At 61.7% G+C, this 20,061-nt stretch carries 13 protein-coding genes; 4 read left to right on the top strand and 9 right to left on the bottom strand.

The window, feature by feature from the left end:
- Window positions 1-528: 528 nt before the first annotated feature.
- From mnmH to ACIOZM_RS05960, 3 genes are all read right to left on the bottom strand, one after another.
- A complete protein-coding gene (mnmH, locus tag ACIOZM_RS05970; RefSeq protein ID WP_401210651.1) occupies window positions 529-1,632 on the bottom strand; it encodes a tRNA 2-selenouridine(34) synthase MnmH in 1,104 nt (367 codons plus the stop codon).
- A complete protein-coding gene (gene selD / locus ACIOZM_RS05965; RefSeq protein ID WP_401210648.1) occupies window positions 1,632-2,666 on the bottom strand; it encodes a selenide, water dikinase SelD in 1,035 nt (344 codons plus the stop codon). Before selD ends, mnmH begins: the two co-directional genes overlap by 1 nt.
- Window positions 2,667-2,890: 224 nt before the next feature.
- Window positions 2,891-13,408 (bottom strand): autotransporter-associated beta strand repeat-containing protein, encoded by a 10,518-nt coding sequence (locus ACIOZM_RS05960; protein ID WP_401210646.1) that lies wholly within the window; start codon window positions 13,406-13,408, stop codon window positions 2,891-2,893.
- A gap of 431 nt (window positions 13,409-13,839) precedes the next feature.
- Between ACIOZM_RS05960 and ACIOZM_RS05955 the strand changes: the two genes are divergently transcribed.
- Window positions 13,840-14,799, top strand: coding sequence for a nucleoside-specific channel-forming protein Tsx (locus ACIOZM_RS05955; protein ID WP_401210643.1), 960 nt, complete (start codon window positions 13,840-13,842; stop codon window positions 14,797-14,799).
- A gap of 15 nt (window positions 14,800-14,814) precedes the next feature.
- The gene (locus tag ACIOZM_RS05950; protein ID WP_401210640.1) at window positions 14,815-15,837 is read left to right on the top strand and encodes a purine-nucleoside phosphorylase; all 1,023 of its coding nucleotides are present in this window, start codon (window positions 14,815-14,817) and stop codon (window positions 15,835-15,837) included.
- 123 nt (window positions 15,838-15,960) lie between these two features.
- Here ACIOZM_RS05950 and ACIOZM_RS05945 read toward each other — a convergent pair whose 3' ends face one another.
- From ACIOZM_RS05945 to ACIOZM_RS05935, 3 genes are all read right to left on the bottom strand, one after another.
- Entirely contained in the window at window positions 15,961-16,917 is a 957-nt protein-coding gene (locus ACIOZM_RS05945) for a zinc-binding alcohol dehydrogenase family protein (RefSeq protein ID WP_401210638.1), read from the bottom strand.
- 31 nt (window positions 16,918-16,948) lie between these two features.
- Entirely contained in the window at window positions 16,949-17,122 is a 174-nt protein-coding gene (locus tag ACIOZM_RS05940) for a DUF1427 family protein (protein WP_080750762.1), read from the bottom strand.
- Between the two features lie 218 nt (window positions 17,123-17,340).
- Complete coding sequence (locus tag ACIOZM_RS05935; protein ID WP_401210637.1) at window positions 17,341-18,108, bottom strand: AraC family transcriptional regulator; 768 nt, start codon at window positions 18,106-18,108, stop codon at window positions 17,341-17,343.
- A gap of 145 nt (window positions 18,109-18,253) precedes the next feature.
- Between ACIOZM_RS05935 and ACIOZM_RS05930 the strand changes: the two genes are divergently transcribed.
- Window positions 18,254-18,481 (top strand): DUF6555 family protein, encoded by a 228-nt coding sequence (locus tag ACIOZM_RS05930; RefSeq protein ID WP_401210635.1) that lies wholly within the window; start codon window positions 18,254-18,256, stop codon window positions 18,479-18,481.
- A 38-nt stretch (window positions 18,482-18,519) separates the two neighbouring features.
- Window positions 18,520-18,792 carry a hypothetical protein gene (locus tag ACIOZM_RS05925; RefSeq protein ID WP_401210632.1) on the top strand — a complete coding sequence of 91 codons (273 nt, stop codon included), beginning with the start codon at window positions 18,520-18,522 and terminating at the stop codon, window positions 18,790-18,792.
- A 39-nt stretch (window positions 18,793-18,831) separates the two neighbouring features.
- Here ACIOZM_RS05925 and ACIOZM_RS05920 read toward each other — a convergent pair whose 3' ends face one another.
- The 3 genes from ACIOZM_RS05920 to ACIOZM_RS05910 all read right to left on the bottom strand — a co-directional run bounded on the left by ACIOZM_RS05920 (window position 18,832) and on the right by ACIOZM_RS05910 (window position 20,016).
- Window positions 18,832-18,990 (bottom strand): metallothionein, encoded by a 159-nt coding sequence (locus ACIOZM_RS05920; protein ID WP_401210630.1) that lies wholly within the window; start codon window positions 18,988-18,990, stop codon window positions 18,832-18,834.
- An 85-nt stretch (window positions 18,991-19,075) separates the two neighbouring features.
- Window positions 19,076-19,531, bottom strand: coding sequence for a DMT family transporter (locus ACIOZM_RS05915; RefSeq protein WP_401210627.1), 456 nt, complete (start codon window positions 19,529-19,531; stop codon window positions 19,076-19,078).
- Entirely contained in the window at window positions 19,531-20,016 is a 486-nt protein-coding gene (locus ACIOZM_RS05910; RefSeq protein ID WP_401210624.1) for a DMT family transporter, read from the bottom strand. The genes ACIOZM_RS05915 and ACIOZM_RS05910 overlap by 1 nt, the downstream gene beginning before the upstream one ends.
- Window positions 20,017-20,061: the final 45 nt, after the last annotated feature.

Raw genomic sequence — 20,061 nt, 5'->3', positions numbered from 1 at the left:
CCAGGGTTTTGTGGTTGCCACCGTTTTGGGCGCTACACAAAACCTGTGGGCTTGCCCGACTTGAGCTGGGTGGCGGCTGGTTGGGCCTCATCGCTGGCAGGCCAGCTCCCACAGGGTTTTGTGGTTGACACCGTTTTGGGCACTACACGGAACCTTTGGACTTGCCCGACTTGAGCTGGGTGGCGGCTGGTTGGGCCTCATCGCTGGCAGGCCAGCTCCCACAGGGTTTTGTGGTTGCCACCGTTTTGGGCACTACACAAAACCTGTGGGCTTGCCCGACTTGAGCTGGGTGGCGGCTGGTTGGGCCTCATCGCTGGCAGGCCAGCTCCCACAGGGTTTTGTGGTTGCCACCGTTTTGGGCGCTACACAAAACCTGTGGGCTTGCCCGACTTGAGCTGGGTGGCGGCTGGTTGGGCCTCATCGCTGGGCAGGCCAGCTCCCACAGGGTTTTGTGGTTGCCACTGTTTTAGGCACTACACGGAACCTGTGGGAGCTGGCCTGCCAGCGATGGGGCCATGAACAACACCATCAAACCTGCTTGTTCACCCGCTCCCGCAGATACTCCAACACCGCTTCCCGCTCCCCGGCGAACTCGATCCGCCCGCCCTTTTTCTCGCGCTGAAATACATACATCGGATCGTAATACTCGCGCAGCAACACGCTGATCCAGTCCCGGAACAGCTCTACCGAACCGTTGCGCGCCTGCTCGGCCAGCGCTTCTTCCATCTGTAAAAACATCCGCTGATGACGCTCGCCGCCCAGCCGCCGCTGAATATTGTTCAGGCTCGCAATCAACCGTTCGGCATACAGCGCGAAGCCGTTCTCGCCATACATCGCGACGAACTCGGCGTGCAGGTCGACCACATAATCTTGCAGAATCCGCTCAACCCGATTGTCGAGGCTGTCTTCAAGCCAGACCATCGGTGCCACTTGCATTGCGCGGTAAAGTGGCAATGGCAAGGCGCAGCTGCCCACCACCCGGCTCTCATCTTCCAGCACAAACTGGTCGAATCCATCGGCACGTTTTTTCAGTACATCAACGGCCAGACGGTTTTCGAAATCGATGTTGGTCGGCTGGCCAGTGGCACGCTTGCCGAAACTCGATCCCCGGTGATTGGCATGACCTTCCAGATCCACGCCGTTTTTCAGTTGCACCAACACTTCGGTCTTACCGATACCGGTCATACCGCCGAGCAGGACAAAATCGCAATCGGCCACTGCCTGATCGACCGTATCGAGCAGAAAGGTCCGCATGGCCTTGTAGCCACCGCCAACACGAGGGTAATCGATACCGCCCTGTTCCTTGATCCATTGCTGAACGATCTGTGAACGCAGCCCGCCCCGGAAACAATACAGATAGCCGTCCGGATGGGCGCGTGCAAACTCGACCCAGCCCTGAATGCGTTGTTCCCTGACCTCGGCGGACACTAGCCGCTCACCCAGGGCAATTGCCGCTTGCTGTCCGTGCTGCTTGTAGCAGGTGCCGACCTGCTCGCGTTCGTGATCATTCATCAGCGGCAGATTGACTACCCCTGGAAACGCCCCATGCGCAAACTCAATCGGCGCACGGGCATCCATCATCGGCCGGTCGTTGAGGAAAATGTCGCGGTAATCAGTGCAGTCGCGGGGCATCAAATCACCTCGACTGCGTGTGTCTGTCGCTCAACCAGTTCGCCGATTGGCTCAAGGTTGAGACCCAGTTCCGTGGCCATGGCGAGGAATTCGGCGTTGCCTTCAGGGGTTACGGCAATCAACAGGCCACCGCTGGTTTGCGGATCGCAGAGCACGCGTTTGTGCAGTTCTTGCAAACGTCCGAGCTTGCTCGAATAGCTGTCGAAGTTGCGCAAGGTGCCGCCGGGCAAGCAGCCTTGTTCAAGGTAATACTCGATGCTGTCCAGACGTGGCACGCGGTCGTAGGCGATGCGTGCGGTCAGTTGGCTGCCATCGGCCATTTCCACCAGATGGCCGAGCAGACCGAAACCGGTGACGTCGGTCATCGCGGTGACCCCGGACAATTTGCCGAAGCGGCTGCCGGGTTTGTTCAGCGTACACATCCAGTCGCGGGCCACGCCGACGTCGTCGGGGCGCAACTTGCCCTTCTTCTCGGCGGTGGTGAGGATGCCGATACCCAGGGGTTTGGTCAGGTACAGCAGGCAACCTGCGGTGGCGGTGTCGTTGCGCTTCATGTGGCGCTTCTCCACCAGACCGGTGACCGCCAGGCCGAAAATCGGCTCCGGCGCATCGATGGAGTGGCCGCCCGCCAGAGGAATCCCAGCCTCGTCGCACACCGCCCGACCGCCGCGAATCACTTCGCGCGCCACTTCCGGCGCCAGCACATTCACCGGCCAGCCGAGGATCGCAATCGCCATCAGCGGATCGCCGCCCATGGCGTAGATGTCGCTGATCGCATTGGTCGCGGCGATGCGCCCGAAGTCGAACGGGTCATCGACAATCGGCATGAAGAAGTCAGTGGTCGAGACCACACCACGCTCGGCGTCGATTTCATACACTGCCGCGTCATCACGCGAGGCGTTGCCGACCCACAGTTTCGGGTCGAGGTTCTGCGCGCCGCTGCCGGCCAGAATCACTTCCAGCACTTGCGGGGAAATCTTGCAGCCGCAACCGGCGCCATGGCTGTATTGGGTCAGACGAATCGGTTCGCTCATGGGGAAGTCTCTGGCAGGGAATGGGCGGATTCTAGCAGAGGGGGTTTGGGGGTGGATGCTTTGGGATGACTGGTTCGGGATTGATGATGTCTGTGCTGGCGCTTTCGCGAGCAGGCTCGCTCCTACAGGGGGTCGTGGGTGAACACATCCCTCATCACGAAACACCCTGCCTTCAGCGCAAAAAAAAACCGCCCTTTCGGGCGGTCAAGGTGCTTCGACCATGATCAGAAGCTTTGGCTGAAGCTGATGGTCATGGCGCTGTCGTTGTTGTCGCTCGACACTTGTCCCGAGTAACCAATGCCCAGTTTGCCGGTCGGGGTGACCTGGAAGTCCACGCCTGCCTCAACCAACGCACTGTCCTTGGCAATCGGCACGCCTTGGGTGCTGAACGACGCGCCGCCGTCGATGAAGGTCAGATCGGCATCCGGTTTGGTGTCGCCGTAGGCATGGCGCCATGCGAGAGCGAAACGCGGGGTGAGTTGGCTGCCGTTGGCCAGGGTCACCAGTTTGCCGACGCGTACACCGAGGGACGAGTAAGTGATGTCCTGATCGGCGTCGGCCTTCAAGCGCCCCACTCCACCTTTTTCCTTGGCGGTGTCACTGTCGTAGTTGACGTAGGCCAGACCGGCGAACGGTTCAATGGCAATGCCCGCTGCGTTGATCGCATAACCCACTTCACCGAACACCTGAGCGCTGCGTGCATCGTAGTCAGCCTTCAGACGGTCGTTGTAAGTGCCGACGCTGACATCGCGTTTGGTCTCGATGCTGTGCCAGCTGTAAGCCGCGCCGAGGCGCACTGCCAGTGCATCGAACTGCGAATTGAGGTAGCCAGCCAAATGGTAGCTGTCGACCTTGGCGTCAGAGTTGCGATCATGCTCGTTGAGGTTGCTGCGGGTGTAGCCAGCGGCCATCCCGGCACGCCAGTTGTCATCGAGCGCCTTGTCAGTACCGAGCATGAAGCCGCCGAGGCTGCGATCGACTTTCGCCGTGTTGCTGTCGCCGCCCATATCGCCCCACGCGCCGAGCGCACGAACCCAGCCGACCATTTCGCCGTGGCAGCCATTGCTGCTCAGTTGCGTGTCACTTGGCGCCAGCGCTTTGCGTGGATCATCCGCTGCGCTGCACGAAGGCTGGCGCATGCGGTCGTTGACCGCCTCGCGGATGAAGCGCGAATCCTCAAGCATGGCGCTCGCGGTGCTGGCGTGGATTTCCCCGGAGAGGCTATCGAAGGCGTTGCGCGCCCCGGCCACGCTGAGGTTGACGATCTGGCTCTGCAACGCCGCACCCGCCGCACCGTTGTTCGACAATGCCGTCGCAGTGCCGCGCTGGTTGCCGGTGGCAGCGACATCGGCAAACGAATTGCCGTTGCGGCTGACTGCCAGGGTGACTGCGTCAGGACCGTAGCTCAGCGCGGTGTTGAGGAACGCATACTGCGGCAGATCGGTGCTGCTGAAGGTGCCGGTCACGCCACCGCCCGCCGTGATCAGCGAGTACGTGGTGTTAGTGGTGAACGGCGCCAGGCTGTTGACTTGCAAGCCACCGCCAAGCGTCGCGGTGCCACCGACTGCCAACGGTGTGGCGGTCGGCGAACTGACGGTCAACGCCAGTACACCGGTCGCTGCGTTGGTCAGGTTGCCGGCCACACTCAGCGTGCCGTCGGCCCCGCCGGAGGCAACCACACCATTGTTGACGATCGAACCGACGCTGCCATTACCGCTGAGGCCAGCGCCATTGGCGACGGTCACCTGCCCGGCCAACGATGCACGAGCGGCGCGGCTGCCGACTTGCAGTACGCCTTGATCCACCGAAACAGTGCCGCTGAAGGGTTGATTGCCGGTGACGAACAAGCGCGCGAGACCACGTTTGGCCAGCGCACCGGTGCCGCTCAGCACACCATTGAACTGGCCATCAGTGTTCTGCTGGAACACCAGTGTCGCGTTGTCAGTGATGTTGCCTTGCAGGCTGGTGGTGTTACCGATCAACGTACCGCCGCTGACCGTGGTGCCACCGCTGTAGGTGTTGGCGCCGCTCAGAATCAGGGTGCCGGAGTCGAGTTTTTCGATACCGCCAGCGCCCACCAGCGGCGCGGAGATTTCCGCGCTGCCACCGGCATTCACCCGTACCGGCGCCAGGCTGCCATCCGGACCATTGACCGGCGTCAGGCTGCCGCCCGCACCCGGTACCACGCTGTAGCCACCGACAAGGAATTGCAGACCGGTGAAGTTCTGATTGCCCTGCACGGTTACGGTGCCGCTCTGTCCGCCAAATACCGCGAACTGACCGTTCGAAGCCAAGGCCTGAGTACCGGTCGGATCAGTCCAGTTAGTGCTCGGCCCCCACACACCGCTGCCGCCGCCGATGCTGCCGTCCGGATTGACGGTGCCGCCATTCCAGAACTGCACCTCACCCGGCGTGCCTTGCACCAGCAGGTTGACCTGATTGGCGATAGCGGTTTGCAGAGTCAGGTTAGCCGCCGCGACCGGCAGGCTGCCGTAGACCAGACCGTTGTCGGTCAGGCTGCCGCCGTAGCGGAACAGTTGATAAACGCCAGTGCCAAAACCGCCGGCGTTGGCGATGTTCAGCGTACCGTCGAGGGTCAGGTTGCCAGCCACGTTGACCACCGTGGTGGAACTGGACGCCGAGCCGAGGCTGAAGTCCAGATTGGTCCCCGACGACAACACCAACGAACCAACCGACAACGGTGTCGCCGTGCCGCCACCGACCAGCGTTGCACCGCTGGCCAATTGCACCGCGCCACCAAGCTGACCGCTGCCACCGATTGTCGCGCCGCTGGCGACGTTGACGTTGGCGCTGTTGAGCACGCCGTTGACGGTCAAGCCACCGGCCTGCACCGAAGTGTTGCCGGTGAAGGTGTTGTTGCCAGTCAGCAGCAGTTGGCCGGTGCCGGTTTTGTTCAACGCACCGGCACCAGTGAGGTTGCCGCTGTAAGTACCGTCAGCGTTCTGCGCGAAGGTCAATGCCGCGTTGTTGACGATTGCGCCTTGCAGACTGCTGGTGTCGCCGCTGGTGCTGCCGCCGTTCAGTGTGGTGCCGCCGCTGTAGGTATTGGCACCGCTGAGGACCAGACTGCCACTGCCGTTTTTCACCAGACTGCCGGTGCCGGTTACCGCACCGATCAGCGTGGTGTTCTGGTTGCCGGCCAGGGTCAGTTGCGAACCCAGGTTGATCGCGTTGGCCAGTTGCAGCGCAGAGGTGCTGTCGAGTGTCGAGTTGCCGGTCACACTCAACGCGCCGCTGCTGATCGCGCTGTTGTTACCGAGGATCAGCGAACCACCGTTGAGTTGAGTGCCGCCGCTGTAGGTGTTGCTGCCATTGAGGGTCAGGCTTGATGCGCCAGTCTTGATCAGACTGCCTGCGCCGCTGACGACGCCACCAAGGGTCAAGGCGTTGCTGCCAGCGACGGTCAACCCGCCGTTAAGCACCACGGCGTTGCCGAGGGTGATGGCGGCGTTGCTGTCGAGCGCGGTGCCATCGGCGGCCGTCAGTACACCCGTGCCGAGTGCGGCGTTGTTGCCGACCACGATCTTGCCGCCGTTAAGCGCTGTGCCGCCGGTGTAACCGTTGGCCGCGTTGAGCACCAGTGTGCCGGTGTCATATTTACCGAGTGTGCCGGCGCCGTTGAGCGCTACACCGATGGTCGCGGTGGCGTTCGGATCGACCCGAATCGTCGCGTTACCCAGAGAACCGTTGACCAGATTCAGCGAACCGGCCGTGCCGTTCTGCAGGCTGTAGCCATCGGTGACGAACTGCAAACCGGTGACGGTTTGCGCACCATTGACGGTGACGGTGCCCGCCGCGCCCTGGAACACCGCAAAGTTGTTGGTCCACGCCTGATTGGTGGTGCCGTTGACGTCGGTCCAGTTGGTGGTGCCGGTTCCCCAGGTGCCGCTGCCGCCATCCACTGAACCGTTGGCGATCAGTTGATTACCGTCCCAGAACTGCACGGTGACGCCAGGCGCCGTGACCAGCAGATTGAGCTGATTGGCGACCGCCGTTTGCAGTTGCAGATCGCCCGGGGTCACGCTGCCCGGCACGCCGCCGATCAGCATGCCGTTATCGGTGAGGCCGCCGGTGTAGTTGATCAGGCGATAGACACCGCTGCCGAAGCCGCCGATGTCACTGACATTGAGGGTGCCGTCGAGGGTCAGGTTGCCGCCGACATTCACCAGTGCATTGCCGCCACCGGAGACTGGCGTGCCCAGGCCCACATCGAAGTTGGAGTTGGTATTGAACACCAGCGAACTCACCGACAAGGTGCTGCCGGTGGTGCCGGCCAGATGACCGCCATCCGCCACGGTCACCGCACCGGTCAAGGTGCCGCTGCCACCGAGAGTGCCGCCATTGTTGACCTGCACATTGCCGCTGGCCAACGAGCCGTTGACCTGCAAGGTGCCGGCATTGACGTTGGTGTCACCGGTCAGATTGCTGATCCCGGTCAAGGTCAAGGCGCCGGTGCCGAGTTTGGTCAGCCCGCCGTCGCCGCTGAGAATGCCGTCAAAGGTGCTGTTCAGGTTGCCGCCGCCGATGCTCAGCGTGGTGCCGCTGCCAAGGTTCGCAGTGCCGGTGCCGGTGAGGCTGCCGACGCTGCCGGTAGCACCGAGGTTAAGCGTCGCGCCACCACCGAGATTGACCGTGGCGTTGTTGCCCAGTGCCGCATTGCTCAGGGTGGTCAGGCTGCCGGCGAGTACATCAAAGGTACCGCTGAAGGTATTGCTGCCGCTCAGCGTCAGGTCGGCCAGGCCGTTTTTGCTCAGCGTGCCAGTGCCGGCGATGATCCCGCCGAGGGTCATATTGTTGTTGCCCAGCAGATTGAGGTTGGCATTGACATTGACGTTGTTGGCCAGCACCAGCGGCGCAGTGCTGTCGAGGCTCGAAGCGCCAGCCACGGTCAGCGCGCCGATTCCGAGTGATCCGCCAGTGCCAAGGGTCAGGGTGCCTGCGTTGAGCGTGGTGCCGCCGCTGTAGGTGTTGATGCCGCCGAGCGTCAGATTCGACGCGCCATTCTTGATCAGCCCGCCAGCACCGCTGACGACGCCAGCGAGGGTCAGATCGTTGCTGCCGGTGTTGCTCAGATTGGCATTGAGTACCACGTTGTTGCCCAGACTCACCGCGCTGTTGCTGTCCAGCGCCGAGGCGCCGCCGACGGTCAAATTACCCAGACCGAGTGCCGAATTGCTGCCAGCGATCAGCGTACCGGCGGTCAACGTGGTGCCGCCGAGGAAGTTGTTGTTGCCGCTCAAAGTCAGGTTGGACGCGCCGTTTTTGGTCAGACTGCCCGCGCCGTTAACGGTCCCGGCAAGGGTCAGATCGGCGTTGCCGCCAATGGCGAGATTGCCGGCCAGATTCACCGCGTTGTTCACCGAGACTGCGCTGCTGGCATCCAGCGTAGTGCCGCCGGCCGCGTTCAAGATGCCGGAGCCCAGCGCCGAGTTCGACGCCAGAATCAGTGCGCCAGCATTCAGCGCTACCGGGCCGAGGAAGGCGTTATTGCCACCCAGGGTCAGGCTCGCTGCGCCGGTCTTGATCAGGCCACCCGTGCCGCCAATCACCCCGTTCAGAGTCAGCGCATTGCTGCCGACCACGGTGAGGTTGCCGTTGAGTGTCGCCGCGTTGGCCAGCGTCACCGCCGCGTTACTGTCCAGTTGCGTGCCGGCATTGGCAGTCAGTGTGCCGCTGCCCAGTGCGGTGTTGCTGCCGACGACAATTTTGCCGCCATCCAGTTGCGTGCCGCCGCTGTAGGTGTTGGCGCCGTTGAGTACCAGCGTACCGCTGTCGAGTTTGTTGAGAATGCCGCTGCCATCGATGCTCACGCCGATGGTGCCCGTCACATTCTGATCGACCCGCACGGCGGTGGTGCCGCCCGTACCGTTGACCGCTGTCAGTTGCCCCGCCGTGCCATTCACCAGGTTGTAGCCGTCGGTGATGAACTGCAGGCCAGTGAACAGTTGCGTGCCGTTAACCGAGACCGTACCCGCCGTGCCCTGGAACACCGCGAAGTCGCTGGCCCATGGCTGATTGACCAGACCGTTGGCGTCGGTCCAGTTGGTGCCGACGGCATTCCACGTCCCCGTGCCGCCATCGACCACGCCGTTGGCAATGGTCTGGCTGCCATCCCAGTAACGAATGTTGGAGTTCGGCGCCGACACTTGAATGTTGATCTGGTTGGCAACACCGGTTTGCACCACCAGATCACCGAGGGCATAACCCACCGGCACGCTGGCGACGTCCAGGCCCAAATCAGTCAGGGCGCCGGTGTAGTTGAACAAGCGATACACACCGACACCGAAGCCACCGGCATCCGTGACGTTGAGGTTGCCGTTGAGGGTCACGTTGCCGCCGATGTTCATCAGTGAACTGGTCGACGGCGTTGCAAGACTGACATCGACGTTGCTGCCGGCAGCGAGGGTCAGCGCACTCGCCGACAGGGTATTGCCCGAAGACAGTGCCAGATGCCCGCCGCTGTTGACGTTGACGGTACCGAGCGCCGAACCGGTACCCGTGAGGGTACCGCCAGTGTTGACATTGACCTGCGCACTGGCCAGCGAGCCGCTCAGATCCACAGTACCGCCGTTGATCGCGGTGTTACCGGTGATGCCGCTGACCCCGGTCAGGCTCAGCGTGCCGGTGCCGACCTTGACCAGGCCGCCGCTACCACTCAGATCGCCATCAAACGTGCTGGTGCTGTTGGTGCCGCCGACGGTCAGCGTATTGCTGCCGGTGAGTTGCACGCTGCCGCTGCCGGTCAATGCGGCAAGGCTGGCATCACTGCCGAGATTGAGCCCGGCGCCGGCGCTGATATCGACGCCGGAAGTATTACCCAGCGCGTTGGCGTTGAGGGTGGTGACGCTGCCGGAAACGATATTCAGCGCACCGGTAAAAGTGTTGTTGCCGACCAGGGCCAGATCCGACAGACCGTTTTTAGTCAGGCTGCCGGCACCATCGATGATGCCGTTGAGGCTCAGGTCGTTATTGCCAGCCACCGTCAGCCCGGCGTTCAGGGTGACCGCGTTGCCGATACCGAACGACAGGCTGTTATCCAGCGTCGCGGCGCCGCCGACAGTCAATGCGCCACTGCCCAGACCGTTGGCATTGCCGAGAGTCAGCGTACCGGCGTTCAGTGTGGTGCCGCCGCTGAAGGTGTTGTTGCCGTTGAGCGTCAGGTTGGCCGCGCCATTCTTGATCAACTGGCTGGTGCCGCTGATTACGCCGCCAAGGCCCAGATTCTGAGTGCCGCCGACGGTCAATGCAGCGTTGAGCGCGACGTTGTTGCCCAGGTTGACCAGTGGCGAGTTGCTGTCCAGAGTCGCCGCGCCGCCGACGGTCAGTGCACCGCTGCCCAGCGCCGAACTGTTACCGACAGTCAGGGTGCCGGCGTTCAGGGTCGTGCCGCCGAGGAAGTTGTTGGCTGCGTTGAGAATCAGGTTGGCCGCACCATTCTTCACCAGACTGCCAGCGCCGCTGACAAGTCCGGTCAGGGTCAGGTTGGCGCTACCGCCGATATTCAATGCCCCCGCCAGCGCCACGGCGTTGTTCAAACTGACTGCGGTGTTAGCGTCCAGCGTGGTGTTGGCCGCTGCGTTCAACGTACCCGCGCCCAGTGCGGTGTTGCTGCCGACTGTCAGTTTGCCGGTGTTCAGCGCCGTGTTGCCGAAATAGGTGTTGGCGCCGTTGAGCGTCAGGTCGGCAGCGCCGTTTTTGACCAGTCCACCGATACCGGCCACCACACCACCCAGGGTTAGCGCATTGCTACCGCCAAGAGTCAGGGTGCCGCCGAGGTTGACGTTATTGGCGAGGGTCGCAGCGGTGTTGGCATCCAGTGTGGTGCCGTTCGCCGCATTCAGTGAGCCAGTGCCCAGCGCGGTGTTGGAACCGACGATCAGCGATCCGGCATTCAACGCAGTCGTACCGGTGTAAGTGTTGTTGCCGTTGAGCGTCAGGCTTGATGCGCCGGTCTTGATCAAACCGTTGGCACCGCTGATGACTCCGCCGAGGGTCAGCGCGTTGGCGCCGCCAGCGGTCAGGTTGGCATTGAGAATAACGTTGTTGTTCAGAGTGACGGCGGAGCTGCTGTTGAGGGTACCCGCGCCTTCCACTGTCAAGGCACCAGTGCCCAGTGCTGCGCCGTTGCCGACGGTCAGGCTACCGGCATTCAGTGTGGTGCCGCCGCTGTAAGTGTTGGTCCCGTTGAGCGTGAGATTGGCGACGCCGTTCTTGACCAGTTGGCTGGTGCCGCTGATCACGCCGCCGAGGGTCAGAGCGCTGCTGCCGCCGATCCCCAGACTGTTGTTGAGAATGACGCTGTTGTTCAGCGTCACCGCCGCATTGCTGTCGAGGGTCGCCACTCCGCCAACGGTGATATTGCCGCTGCCGAGCGCAGCATTGGCGCCCGCCGTAATGGTACCGGCGTTGAGCGTGACGCCACCGAGGAAGGTATTGGCGCCATTGAGAATCAGGTTGGCCGCGCCGTTTTTGGTCAGGCCGCCACTGCCGCTGACCACCCCACCAAGGGTCAGATTAGCGCTGCCGCCGATGTTCAGATTACCGCCGAGCGAGACTGCGTTGGTCAGCGCTGCCGCAGTGCTGGCGTCAAGCGTGGTACCGGCCGCCGTCGTCAATGCGCCAGTGCCCAGCGCGGTGTTGGAACCGACGATCAGCGTCCCGGCGTTGAGCGCGGTGCCGCCCGAATAGGTGTTGTTGCCGCTGAGGGTCAGGTTCGCGGTGCCATTCTTGATCAGATTGCCGGCGCCGCTGACGATGCCGCTCAGGCCCAGCGCCTGAGTGCCGCCAATGGTCAGATCCGCCGCCAGCACGACGGCGTTGGCCAGGGTCACCGCAGTGGTCGCATCCAGCGTGGTACCCGTCGCCGCGTTCAATGCGCCGGTCCCGAGTGCAGTGTTGCTGCCGACGAACAGGCTGCCGGCGCTTAGTGTGGTGGTACCGCTGTTGGTGTTGTTGCCGGTCAGGGTCAGGCTGGCGCTGCCGGTTTTGGTGATGCCGCCAGTGCCAGACAACACGCCGCCGAGCGTCAGGCCATTGCTGCCGAGGACGTTGAGGGCGCCGGTCATCGCGATGTTGTTCGCGAGCGTTACGTTGGCGGTGCTATCGAGACTGGTGCCGGCGGCGGTAGTCAGCGCCCCGCTGCCCAGCGAGTTGTTATTGGTCACCAGCAGGCTGCCGGCACTCAGTGTGGTGGCGCCGGTATAACCGGTGTTGGCACCGCTGAGGGTCAGGCTGCCCGCGCCGGTTTTGGTGATGCCACCGCTGCCGGTGATCAGCCCCCCGAGGGTCAAACCGCCGCTGCCGGTGGCGGTCATCGTGGCGCCCAGCGTGATCGCATTGTTCAGGCTGATGGTGCCCGGTGCCGACAGGCTGGTCGCGCCCGTGAAGTTGATACTGCCCGCGCTGAACGCCTGACTGTTGCCCACTTGCACCGTGCCGCCATTGAGCGTGGTGTTGCCCAGATAGGTGTTGGCCGCAGTGAGGCTCAACTGGCCGGCGCCGACCTTGGTCAGGCCACCGCTGCCGGAAATCACCCCGCTCAGGGTCGTGGCATTGGTGCCCTGCACTGCCAGGCCGCCGGCACCGAGGGAGATCAGGTTAGCGATGTTCAAACCGGCATTGCTGGCCTGCAAGATCCCGCCGTTTGAGGTGATTGCACCGCTGCCGAACGTCGCGTTGTTGTTGAACTGGGCAACGCCGCCGTTGAGCGTGGTGCTGCCGCTGACCAATGGCCCCTGCAACGTCCAGGTGCCGCTGTTGAGCGTCAGATTGTTGAAGTTGACGTAGGTCGCGCTGGACGCAGTGCCAACACCAGTGGTGCCGACACCGGCCGGGTTTTGCAGAATCAGGCTGTTGGTGCCGCCGGCACCACCATCGACCGTCCCGGTCGGGGCAAACGTCAGGTTGATTCCGATCAATCCACCAAGGCCGACGGTGATCTGAATACCGTCACCGACCTGCACGGAAGAACCGGTCACTGCAGTGAAGGTGTTGGTGCTGCCCGCGCCCATCGACACGCCACCAGTAATCGCGCCGGCGTTGGTGAAGGTGTTGCCCGCCGCCGAAGTTTCAAAGGCGATCCGGCCAGTGATCGTACCGCTGCTGCTGTTGGTCATGTTGACTTGCGAGCCGCCGTAGACCCCGATTACTGGAGTATCCGCGAGGGTTATGCCACCGACCGACAACCCAGTGGAGGTAATGATGCCGTTGTTGGTGATGCTGGTGGTGCCGGCAGCAGCGTTATTCACCGCAATGCCAAAACCCTGGATGCTGGTCAGGTCCAGCCCGAGCAACATCCCCGTGCCGCGAATGATCCCGCTGGCATTGTTGAGCACGCTGATCGTACTGGTCGCCCCGGTCCCGATGAATGCACCGCCGCTCAACGCCGAAACCAGGCCCAGCAATGCCGGGTCCAGAGTGCCGGAGTTGTTCAGGCTGATGTTCGTCCCGGTCAGGTCCATTACGTGGCCGCCGAGGGTCGCATTCATCTGTGCGCCACTGTTGACGTTGACCGTCAGACCGTTGGTGGCGCTGGAGAAGTTGTTGAGGAACAGCGGCAGCGTCGGCACGCCGGTACAGGTCACGGTGGACCCCGCCGTCGAGCAAGTAGCCAGTGCCGGAGCGCTCATCCCGCCGAACAGCAGTCCGGCGACGCTCAGGTGCACAGCAAGGGAAAGTGGGGAAAAACGCGATACGAGGGCGACACCAAACCTTGCTTCCACGGGCTACTCCTTGTAGTGGCCAGATTCATCCTTGAAGGCGTGGACAAGCAGGGCTTATTCGACACGCGAATCAAGACTGCGACGGTCATCACAAAACCGTTCTATGGGTCACAAGCTAGTAGACGCCCAGCAATGGGGCACGGATTAAATGGTGTTAATACTTTAATACTAGGCCCCTCTAAACCGGGAGTTTCGACCAGTAATCCCAAGGAATCTCCCCTTGTAGGAGCTGCGGCACGCTGCGATCTTTTGATCCGGTTTTTAAAAATCAAAATCAAAAGATCGCAGCGTGCCGCAGCTCCTGCACAGGCCTCGCACAAGACTTGGTACGCCTTGTGCAAACGTTTGCGAGCCGCCTGGAACGGCTTTTTCGTAACAAAACCGTACAGACCCGCAGATCCCGGGCCTCGATCCGCAAAAAAGGACTTTGAATGCACGCTGCCTCCTCTCCTCGCGCCCCTTTTGTGCGCACTTTTGCTGTTTCCTTGCTACTGACCGGCGTTACCGGACTTCTCAGCGCCAGCGCTTTGGCACAACCGGCGTTGCCGGAAGAGTCCGCCCAAGGTGAAGCCCTCAGCCCCGAAGCCAACCCGCCGAAAAAAGGTGCATACCTGTCGGACTGGTTCAATCAGGATGTGACCCTGATCGGCAGCAAAGACATCAGCTTCGGCCCGCAGCCGGCTGATGACATCTACCTGGAATATGAGTATTTCGGGCGCAAGGGCCCGTTCGAGCTGTACGGTTACATCGACATCCCGAAGATCTTCAATATCGGCAACAGCCACGACAAAGGCGTATGGGATCACGGCTCACCGGTGTTCATGGAACACGAACCGCGAATCTCCATCGACTACCTCGCCGGGCGCAGTCTGGCCATCGGACCGTTCAAGGAATGGTATGTGGCGTTCGACTGGATTTACGACAACGGCAGCAGCAAGGCCAACCGCGCCAACACCCTCTACAGCGGTTTCGGTACCGACATCGACACCCGTTCGCGGGTCAATCTGTCGGCCAACCTGTACGGGCGCTACCAGTGGGAAAACTACGGCGCGAGCAATGAATATTCGTGGGACGGCTACCGTGCCCAACTCAAGTACATCGTCCCCATCGACAGCTACAGCAACGGTGCGTCGCTGACCTACATCGGCTTCACCAACTTCGATTTCGGCTCGGACATCCACAAGGACAATCCGGCGCGCACCGCCAATGCCACGGTGGCAACCAACGTCCTGCTGTACTCGTTCACCCATTTGCGCTTCACCCTGGTGGGGCGTTATTTCCACAACGGCGGCAACTGGGAAGACGGCAGCGAGCTGAACTTCGGCAACGGCAATTTCCGCGCCCGCTCCAACGGCTGGGGTTACTACGCCGGCATGGGTTATCAGTTCTGATTTCAGGAGATTTTTATGCAAGCAATGATGCGTCTGTCGCTGGCCGCTGCGGCCCTGCTCTCTTCCACCGCTTGGGCGAATGAAGCACCGATCCAGCCGAAGGTGATGCTGATCACCATGTTCGCCCCCGAGGCGCAGAACTGGATCGATCGGCTGCAACTCAAGCAGGAAATCCGCGTGCCGGGCCTGTCCGCCGAATACCCGACCATCCGCTGCAACACGCAGCAGGTGTGCCTGATGACCACCGGTATGGGCCAGACCAACGCCGCCGCTTCGACGCTGGCACTGGCGTTGTCGCCAAAATTCGACCTGCGCAAAAGCTACTTTCTGATCGCTGGCATCGCCGGCATCAGTCCGAAACACGGGACCATCGGCACCGCCGCGTGGGCGCATTATCTGGTGGAGTTCGGTACCCAGTGGGAACTCGATTCACGTGACGCGCCGTCGAGTTGGCCGACCGGTTACATCGGCATCAACACCAAAGGCCCGAACGAAAAACCGCCGCTGGATTACAAGACCGAAGTCTTCGAACTTAACCCGAAACTGCAAGCCAAAGCCTTCGCACTGAGCCACAAGGTCGAGCTGAGTGAAAGCAAGGAATCGGCCGCTTGGCGCCTGAAATATCCGTCGGCCCCGGCCAATCAACCACCGGTCGTGACCCGTTGCGACACGCTGGCCGGCAACACCTGGTTCTCCGGTACGCGTCTGAGCGAACGCGCCGAAGTCTGGACCAAACTGCTGACTGACAACAAAGGCGAATACTGCACCACCCAACAGGAAGACAACTCCACCTACGAAGCGCTGTTGCGCGCCAGCCGCGAAGGTCTGGTGGACGTGCAACGTCTGGCGGTGGTCCGCGCTGGCTCCGACTTCGACCGCCCTGCCCCCGGTGGCAGTGAAGTCGACAACCTGCTGAAGTACGCCGATCAGGGCGGCTTCGTCCCGGCACTGGAAAACCTCTATCGCACGGGTAATCCGTTGGTGCAGGACATTCTCAAGCATTGGTCGGCATGGGAAAACGGCGTCCCGCAATCCTGAGATCAACGCAGTACAACGTGTGGGAGCTAGCCTGCTAGCGATGGCGTCTTTCCAGTCAACATCTTCATCGATTGTTTGATGGCTATCGCTAGCAGGCTAGCTCCCACAGGGTTTTCGGTGATTTCAGGGGATCAGAATGATCTTGTCACCGCCGCCCTGATTCACTTCGGCATAACGCTCCAGCCCTTCGGCCAACGGCGATTCCACCAGGCCCTGCGGCAACGGCAGCAGATCCTCATCGAAAAACCGCCCGAACTGATCGAGCATCGCCGCGCACGCAGCGACGCCGTACAGCAGCGAGTTGATCCCGACCACCGAACCGCCCTTGCGATACAACGCCAGTGCCGGCAACTGCACATGACCATCGACCGGTGCGGCGATAATCGCGATGCGCCCGAAAGTCGCCAGCGCCGCGACCGAGGCCGGCAGCCAGAAACCGGTGGTGTCGAAAATCACATCAGCGCCACCGGCGTAAACCGTATTGACCTGCGCACCGAGGTCTTCAGGCTTATCCAGTTGAATCGTCTGATAACCCTGCGCCTGCAAATCCTTGACCTGCTCCGGCCGCCGCGCCGCCGCCAACAGTTGCGCACCACGAACCTTGGCCAGCGCCAATGCCGCCGTCGCCACCGCGCCGCCGCCAATCACCAGCAAACGGGTTTGCGCCGTTACCAGACTGCGCTCCAGCGCATCCCATGCCGTGGTGTACGGCACGCCGAGGCTGGCGGCCTGGGTGAAACTCAAATGCGTCGGTTTCTGCGCCACTCCGCTGGCCGGCAGTTTGACGAATTGCGCATGCGAGCCGTCAGCGAAAAAACCCAGCTCTCGCCCGGTGCCCCAGACTTCCTGACCGATCAGCGCCTGCGGCCCTTCGACCACCACCCCGGCAAAATCGCGGCCGGGAATCCGTGGCAGCGTGGTGTAAGGGAATCGCCCGAGCACGTTTTTCACATCGCTGGGGTTCAGGCCCGCAGCCTTGATCTGCACCAGAACTTCGTCAGCGCCCGGCACCGGGGTCGGCACCTCGACGTAACGCAGGGAAGACAAGTCGCCGGTTTTATCGAATTGCAGTGCTTTCATGGAAACATCCACCGAAGGAAAAAGAGGGATTTCAGGACAACCAGCCAGACACCAGTTGCCGGCCCATCGGCCACAACTGCTCACCCGCCAACATGCCCAGCAGACCGACCAGCGCGATGGCCGGTGGCGCAGGAGAACGAAAATCCAGCGCGCCATAGAGCAGGCCGACGCCCAGCCCGATGGCCAGCGAAATCAGGTAGTTCATGGGACAACTCCGCCGCTTGAAAGGAATGGGCAGAGTCTAGGGAAGGTTCGGTGGAGGCGTCGGCCAAGGACTTCTGAATTTCGGCCAAATCCCGGAGTTCGCTGTAGAACCCTGTGGGAGCTGGCTTGCCAGCGATAGCGGTGTTTCTGCGACGAAGATGCTGGAAGTGACGACGCCATCGCTGGCAAGCCAGCTCCCACAGGTTTTTTGCAGTTGGGTCAATCCACGGTGAACTGCGACGGTGCCACGCCCAACTCACGGCGGAACATGTCGCTGAAACTGCTCGGCGAATAGCCCAGCTCGCGGGCAATGGCACTCACCGACACGCCCTGAATCAGCTCGGCAACCGCCGTCGCCAACTGCACCTGGCGCCGCCATTCAGCGAAGCCCATGCCCAGACCGTCCTTGAACAAGCGAGCCAAAGTACGCACGCTGGCCCCGGCGTTTTCCGCGTGTTGCTCAAAGGAGATATCCAGCGAAGGCGCCGCCATTACCGCCTGACACAGATGCATCAAACGCCGGTCGGAATCGTCCGGTAACGGGATCTTCAACTGCGAACGCCTTGCGCGTTTCAGCTCAAGCAAGGCCAGCCCGACCAACGCCTCGTAATACTCCGGCGCACCGCTATCGCCATGCTCCACCAGCCCGACGATCAACTCACGCAGCAACCCGCCGACCTCGATCACCTGCACGCTGTCATCGAGCGTCGCGGCAAGAGCCGGGCGCAGGTAGATATTGCGCATCTGCAAATCCGACACCACCCGAATCCCGTGCGGCACCCCCGGCGGCAACCACACCGCCCGTTGCGGCGGCACCACCAACGCCTCATGCGGGGTCTCGACCCACATCACCCCGCTCATCGCATACAGCAACTGACCCCAGACATGCTCATGCGGCTCGATAAACAAGCCACGCGGATACGTCCGCGCCAGCGGCTGCACCGGCACATCGGGATTACTGAAATCAGGGGGCGCAGCAAGGGCCATGGCGAGCAATCATTGGGGTTGGCGAAGCCGCCATGGTAACCAGTCGCACACAGCGTCGCCAATGATAGATACCGTCGGACAATCCGAATGAATTTTCCCGGTGCGCTGCGATCCTTCTAATACCACAGGGAGGAATCAGGGCTTTATGAACAACGCAAAACTCTACGTCATCGACTACACCCTTCACGGCAGCCCCAAGTCGTTCATTATCCGCTCGGACAAAATGGACAACGCCGAGGCCTGGCACTGGGCGAGCTGCGACGCCGGCGTGGGCCGCATCCCGCGTTTTGGCCGCGAGAAGGTACAAAAAACCAGCAAGCCGATGGCAGAAAAATTCGGCGTGGAAAACGTCAGCTGGCGGCCGACGAGCTAGGCTTCACTGAAGATTCGAATCAAACGGGGGGAACGTGCATGACCATCACCTACAGTCCGGCGCATCTGGACTACGGCCTGGACACCTTCTTCGGTCGCATCACCAAAAGCATCGAATGCGAAGTCGGCCTCGAAGCCGTAGTCGACGACCCCTATTGCTTCGCCCTGCGCGTACCGGCCCCCGTGCCGGACGACCTGCATCAGGCGACAATCGTCGTGGTAAAGGTTGACGGCAGAACATTGCAAGGCAGCGTCCGGCATATCGAACGGCTGGACGACGAAAGCCTGAAACTTGAAGTGGAGCCTGACTAGGCTCCACTTTTTTATGGCACAGCTTTTTATCGGCGGTGCTCAGCCATGGGCGCACTTGCAGCCCTTGCTCGAACACTCTGCGCCATTCTCATGATGATGGGCACACGCCTCACAGCAAAAATGCTTGCCGTGGCGCACAACTGGATGCTCACCGAGCTTGCAGTTGCATTTCGGACAGTCACAGGTTTTATCGGACATAAAGGCAGACTCCAATCGTGATGGTCGTCCAGTGCGAAAAACGCACCGTGCGTCACAGTGTAGATGGCCGGGGGAGTGCCGGGGTTCAATCCGAACGCACACTGCTCCGATACATAAACACCAAAGCCAAGCCCAAGCACCCCATCGCCAAAACGCGACTGGAAGAAAGCTCAATCGCCGGATTGCCCAACCAGCCAAAGTTATCAATCAACATGCCCATCCCCAATTGCCCGACAATCACTGCCACCGTCGCCACCGCCGTCCCCACCCGTGGCACTGCACCAACCATGACCATCATGTAAACCACCCCGAACAGCGCCCCGCTCAACTGCCACTTGGGCACGTCCAGCAGACTCAGCGCCTGCGCCGGCTCGAAAAACAAAATCAACAACCCCGTCGAAACCGCGCCCACCACAAACGTCAGCAGACTACTGCGCAATACCCCGACCGATTCACCCAGCCGCCCATTGATCGCCGCCTGCACACTCAACACCGCACCGGCCAACACCACCACCGCCAACAAAATAACCAGACTCATCATCAACCCCGCGCAATCAGAACAAGTGCCACCACGATCAACCCCAGCGCCAGCCAACGCTCAGCGTTGACCTTCTTGCGCGTGGCACCGAACCAGCCGAAATGGTCGATCAACACACTCTTGCCAACCTGCCCCGACAGAATCGCAATCATCGTCATCGCAATGCCGATATGCGGCGTCGCCAGCGTCAGCACCACCACATACATCGGCCCGAGAAACCCGCCGATCAATTGCCAGCGCGGCAGATCAGTCAGTGCCGGGCCCTTCTGCGGCCCCGCAAACAACAGCAGCAAAAACAGAATCGCCGAGCCGACACCAAAGATGCTCAACGTCGCCCACAGATGCCCGACCTGCTCACCCAACGGCCCGAGCAACCCGGCCTCCACCGACAACCCCATCCCCGCTAGAATCACCAGCGGCAGCAACAACAAGCGCAAACCCGGTTTAGTCTCCGGCTGCACCACACTTGCTTCGTCCAACGTCTGCATAACCACAACCTGTCCTAGTAAACGATGGCGCGGATTATCGGCTGG

Origin of the sequence: Pseudomonas sp. NPDC087346, assembly GCF_044744235.1 — a bacterium.
GTDB lineage: Bacteria > Pseudomonadota > Gammaproteobacteria > Pseudomonadales > Pseudomonadaceae > Aquipseudomonas.
The sequence above is the reverse complement of the archived record's forward strand: the minus strand, read 5'-3'. Positions and strand labels throughout refer to the sequence as shown.

Coding starts and splice junctions, on each gene's coding strand:
- mnmH (WP_401210651.1), bottom strand. CDS start 1,632: ATGCCCCGCGACTGCACTGATTACCGCGACATTTTCCTCAACGACCGG.
- selD (WP_401210648.1), bottom strand. CDS start 2,666: ATGAGCGAACCGATTCGTCTGACCCAATACAGCCATGGCGCCGGTTGC.
- ACIOZM_RS05955 (WP_401210643.1), top strand. CDS start 13,840: ATGCACGCTGCCTCCTCTCCTCGCGCCCCTTTTGTGCGCACTTTTGCT.
- ACIOZM_RS05950 (WP_401210640.1), top strand. CDS start 14,815: ATGCAAGCAATGATGCGTCTGTCGCTGGCCGCTGCGGCCCTGCTCTCT.
- ACIOZM_RS05945 (WP_401210638.1), bottom strand. CDS start 16,917: ATGAAAGCACTGCAATTCGATAAAACCGGCGACTTGTCTTCCCTGCGT.
- ACIOZM_RS05940 (WP_080750762.1), bottom strand. CDS start 17,122: ATGAACTACCTGATTTCGCTGGCCATCGGGCTGGGCGTCGGCCTGCTC.
- ACIOZM_RS05935 (WP_401210637.1), bottom strand. CDS start 18,108: ATGGCCCTTGCTGCGCCCCCTGATTTCAGTAATCCCGATGTGCCGGTG.
- ACIOZM_RS05930 (WP_401210635.1), top strand. CDS start 18,254: ATGAACAACGCAAAACTCTACGTCATCGACTACACCCTTCACGGCAGC.
- ACIOZM_RS05925 (WP_401210632.1), top strand. CDS start 18,520: ATGACCATCACCTACAGTCCGGCGCATCTGGACTACGGCCTGGACACC.
- ACIOZM_RS05920 (WP_401210630.1), bottom strand. CDS start 18,990: ATGTCCGATAAAACCTGTGACTGTCCGAAATGCAACTGCAAGCTCGGT.
- ACIOZM_RS05915 (WP_401210627.1), bottom strand. CDS start 19,531: ATGATGAGTCTGGTTATTTTGTTGGCGGTGGTGGTGTTGGCCGGTGCG.
- ACIOZM_RS05910 (WP_401210624.1), bottom strand. CDS start 20,016: ATGCAGACGTTGGACGAAGCAAGTGTGGTGCAGCCGGAGACTAAACCG.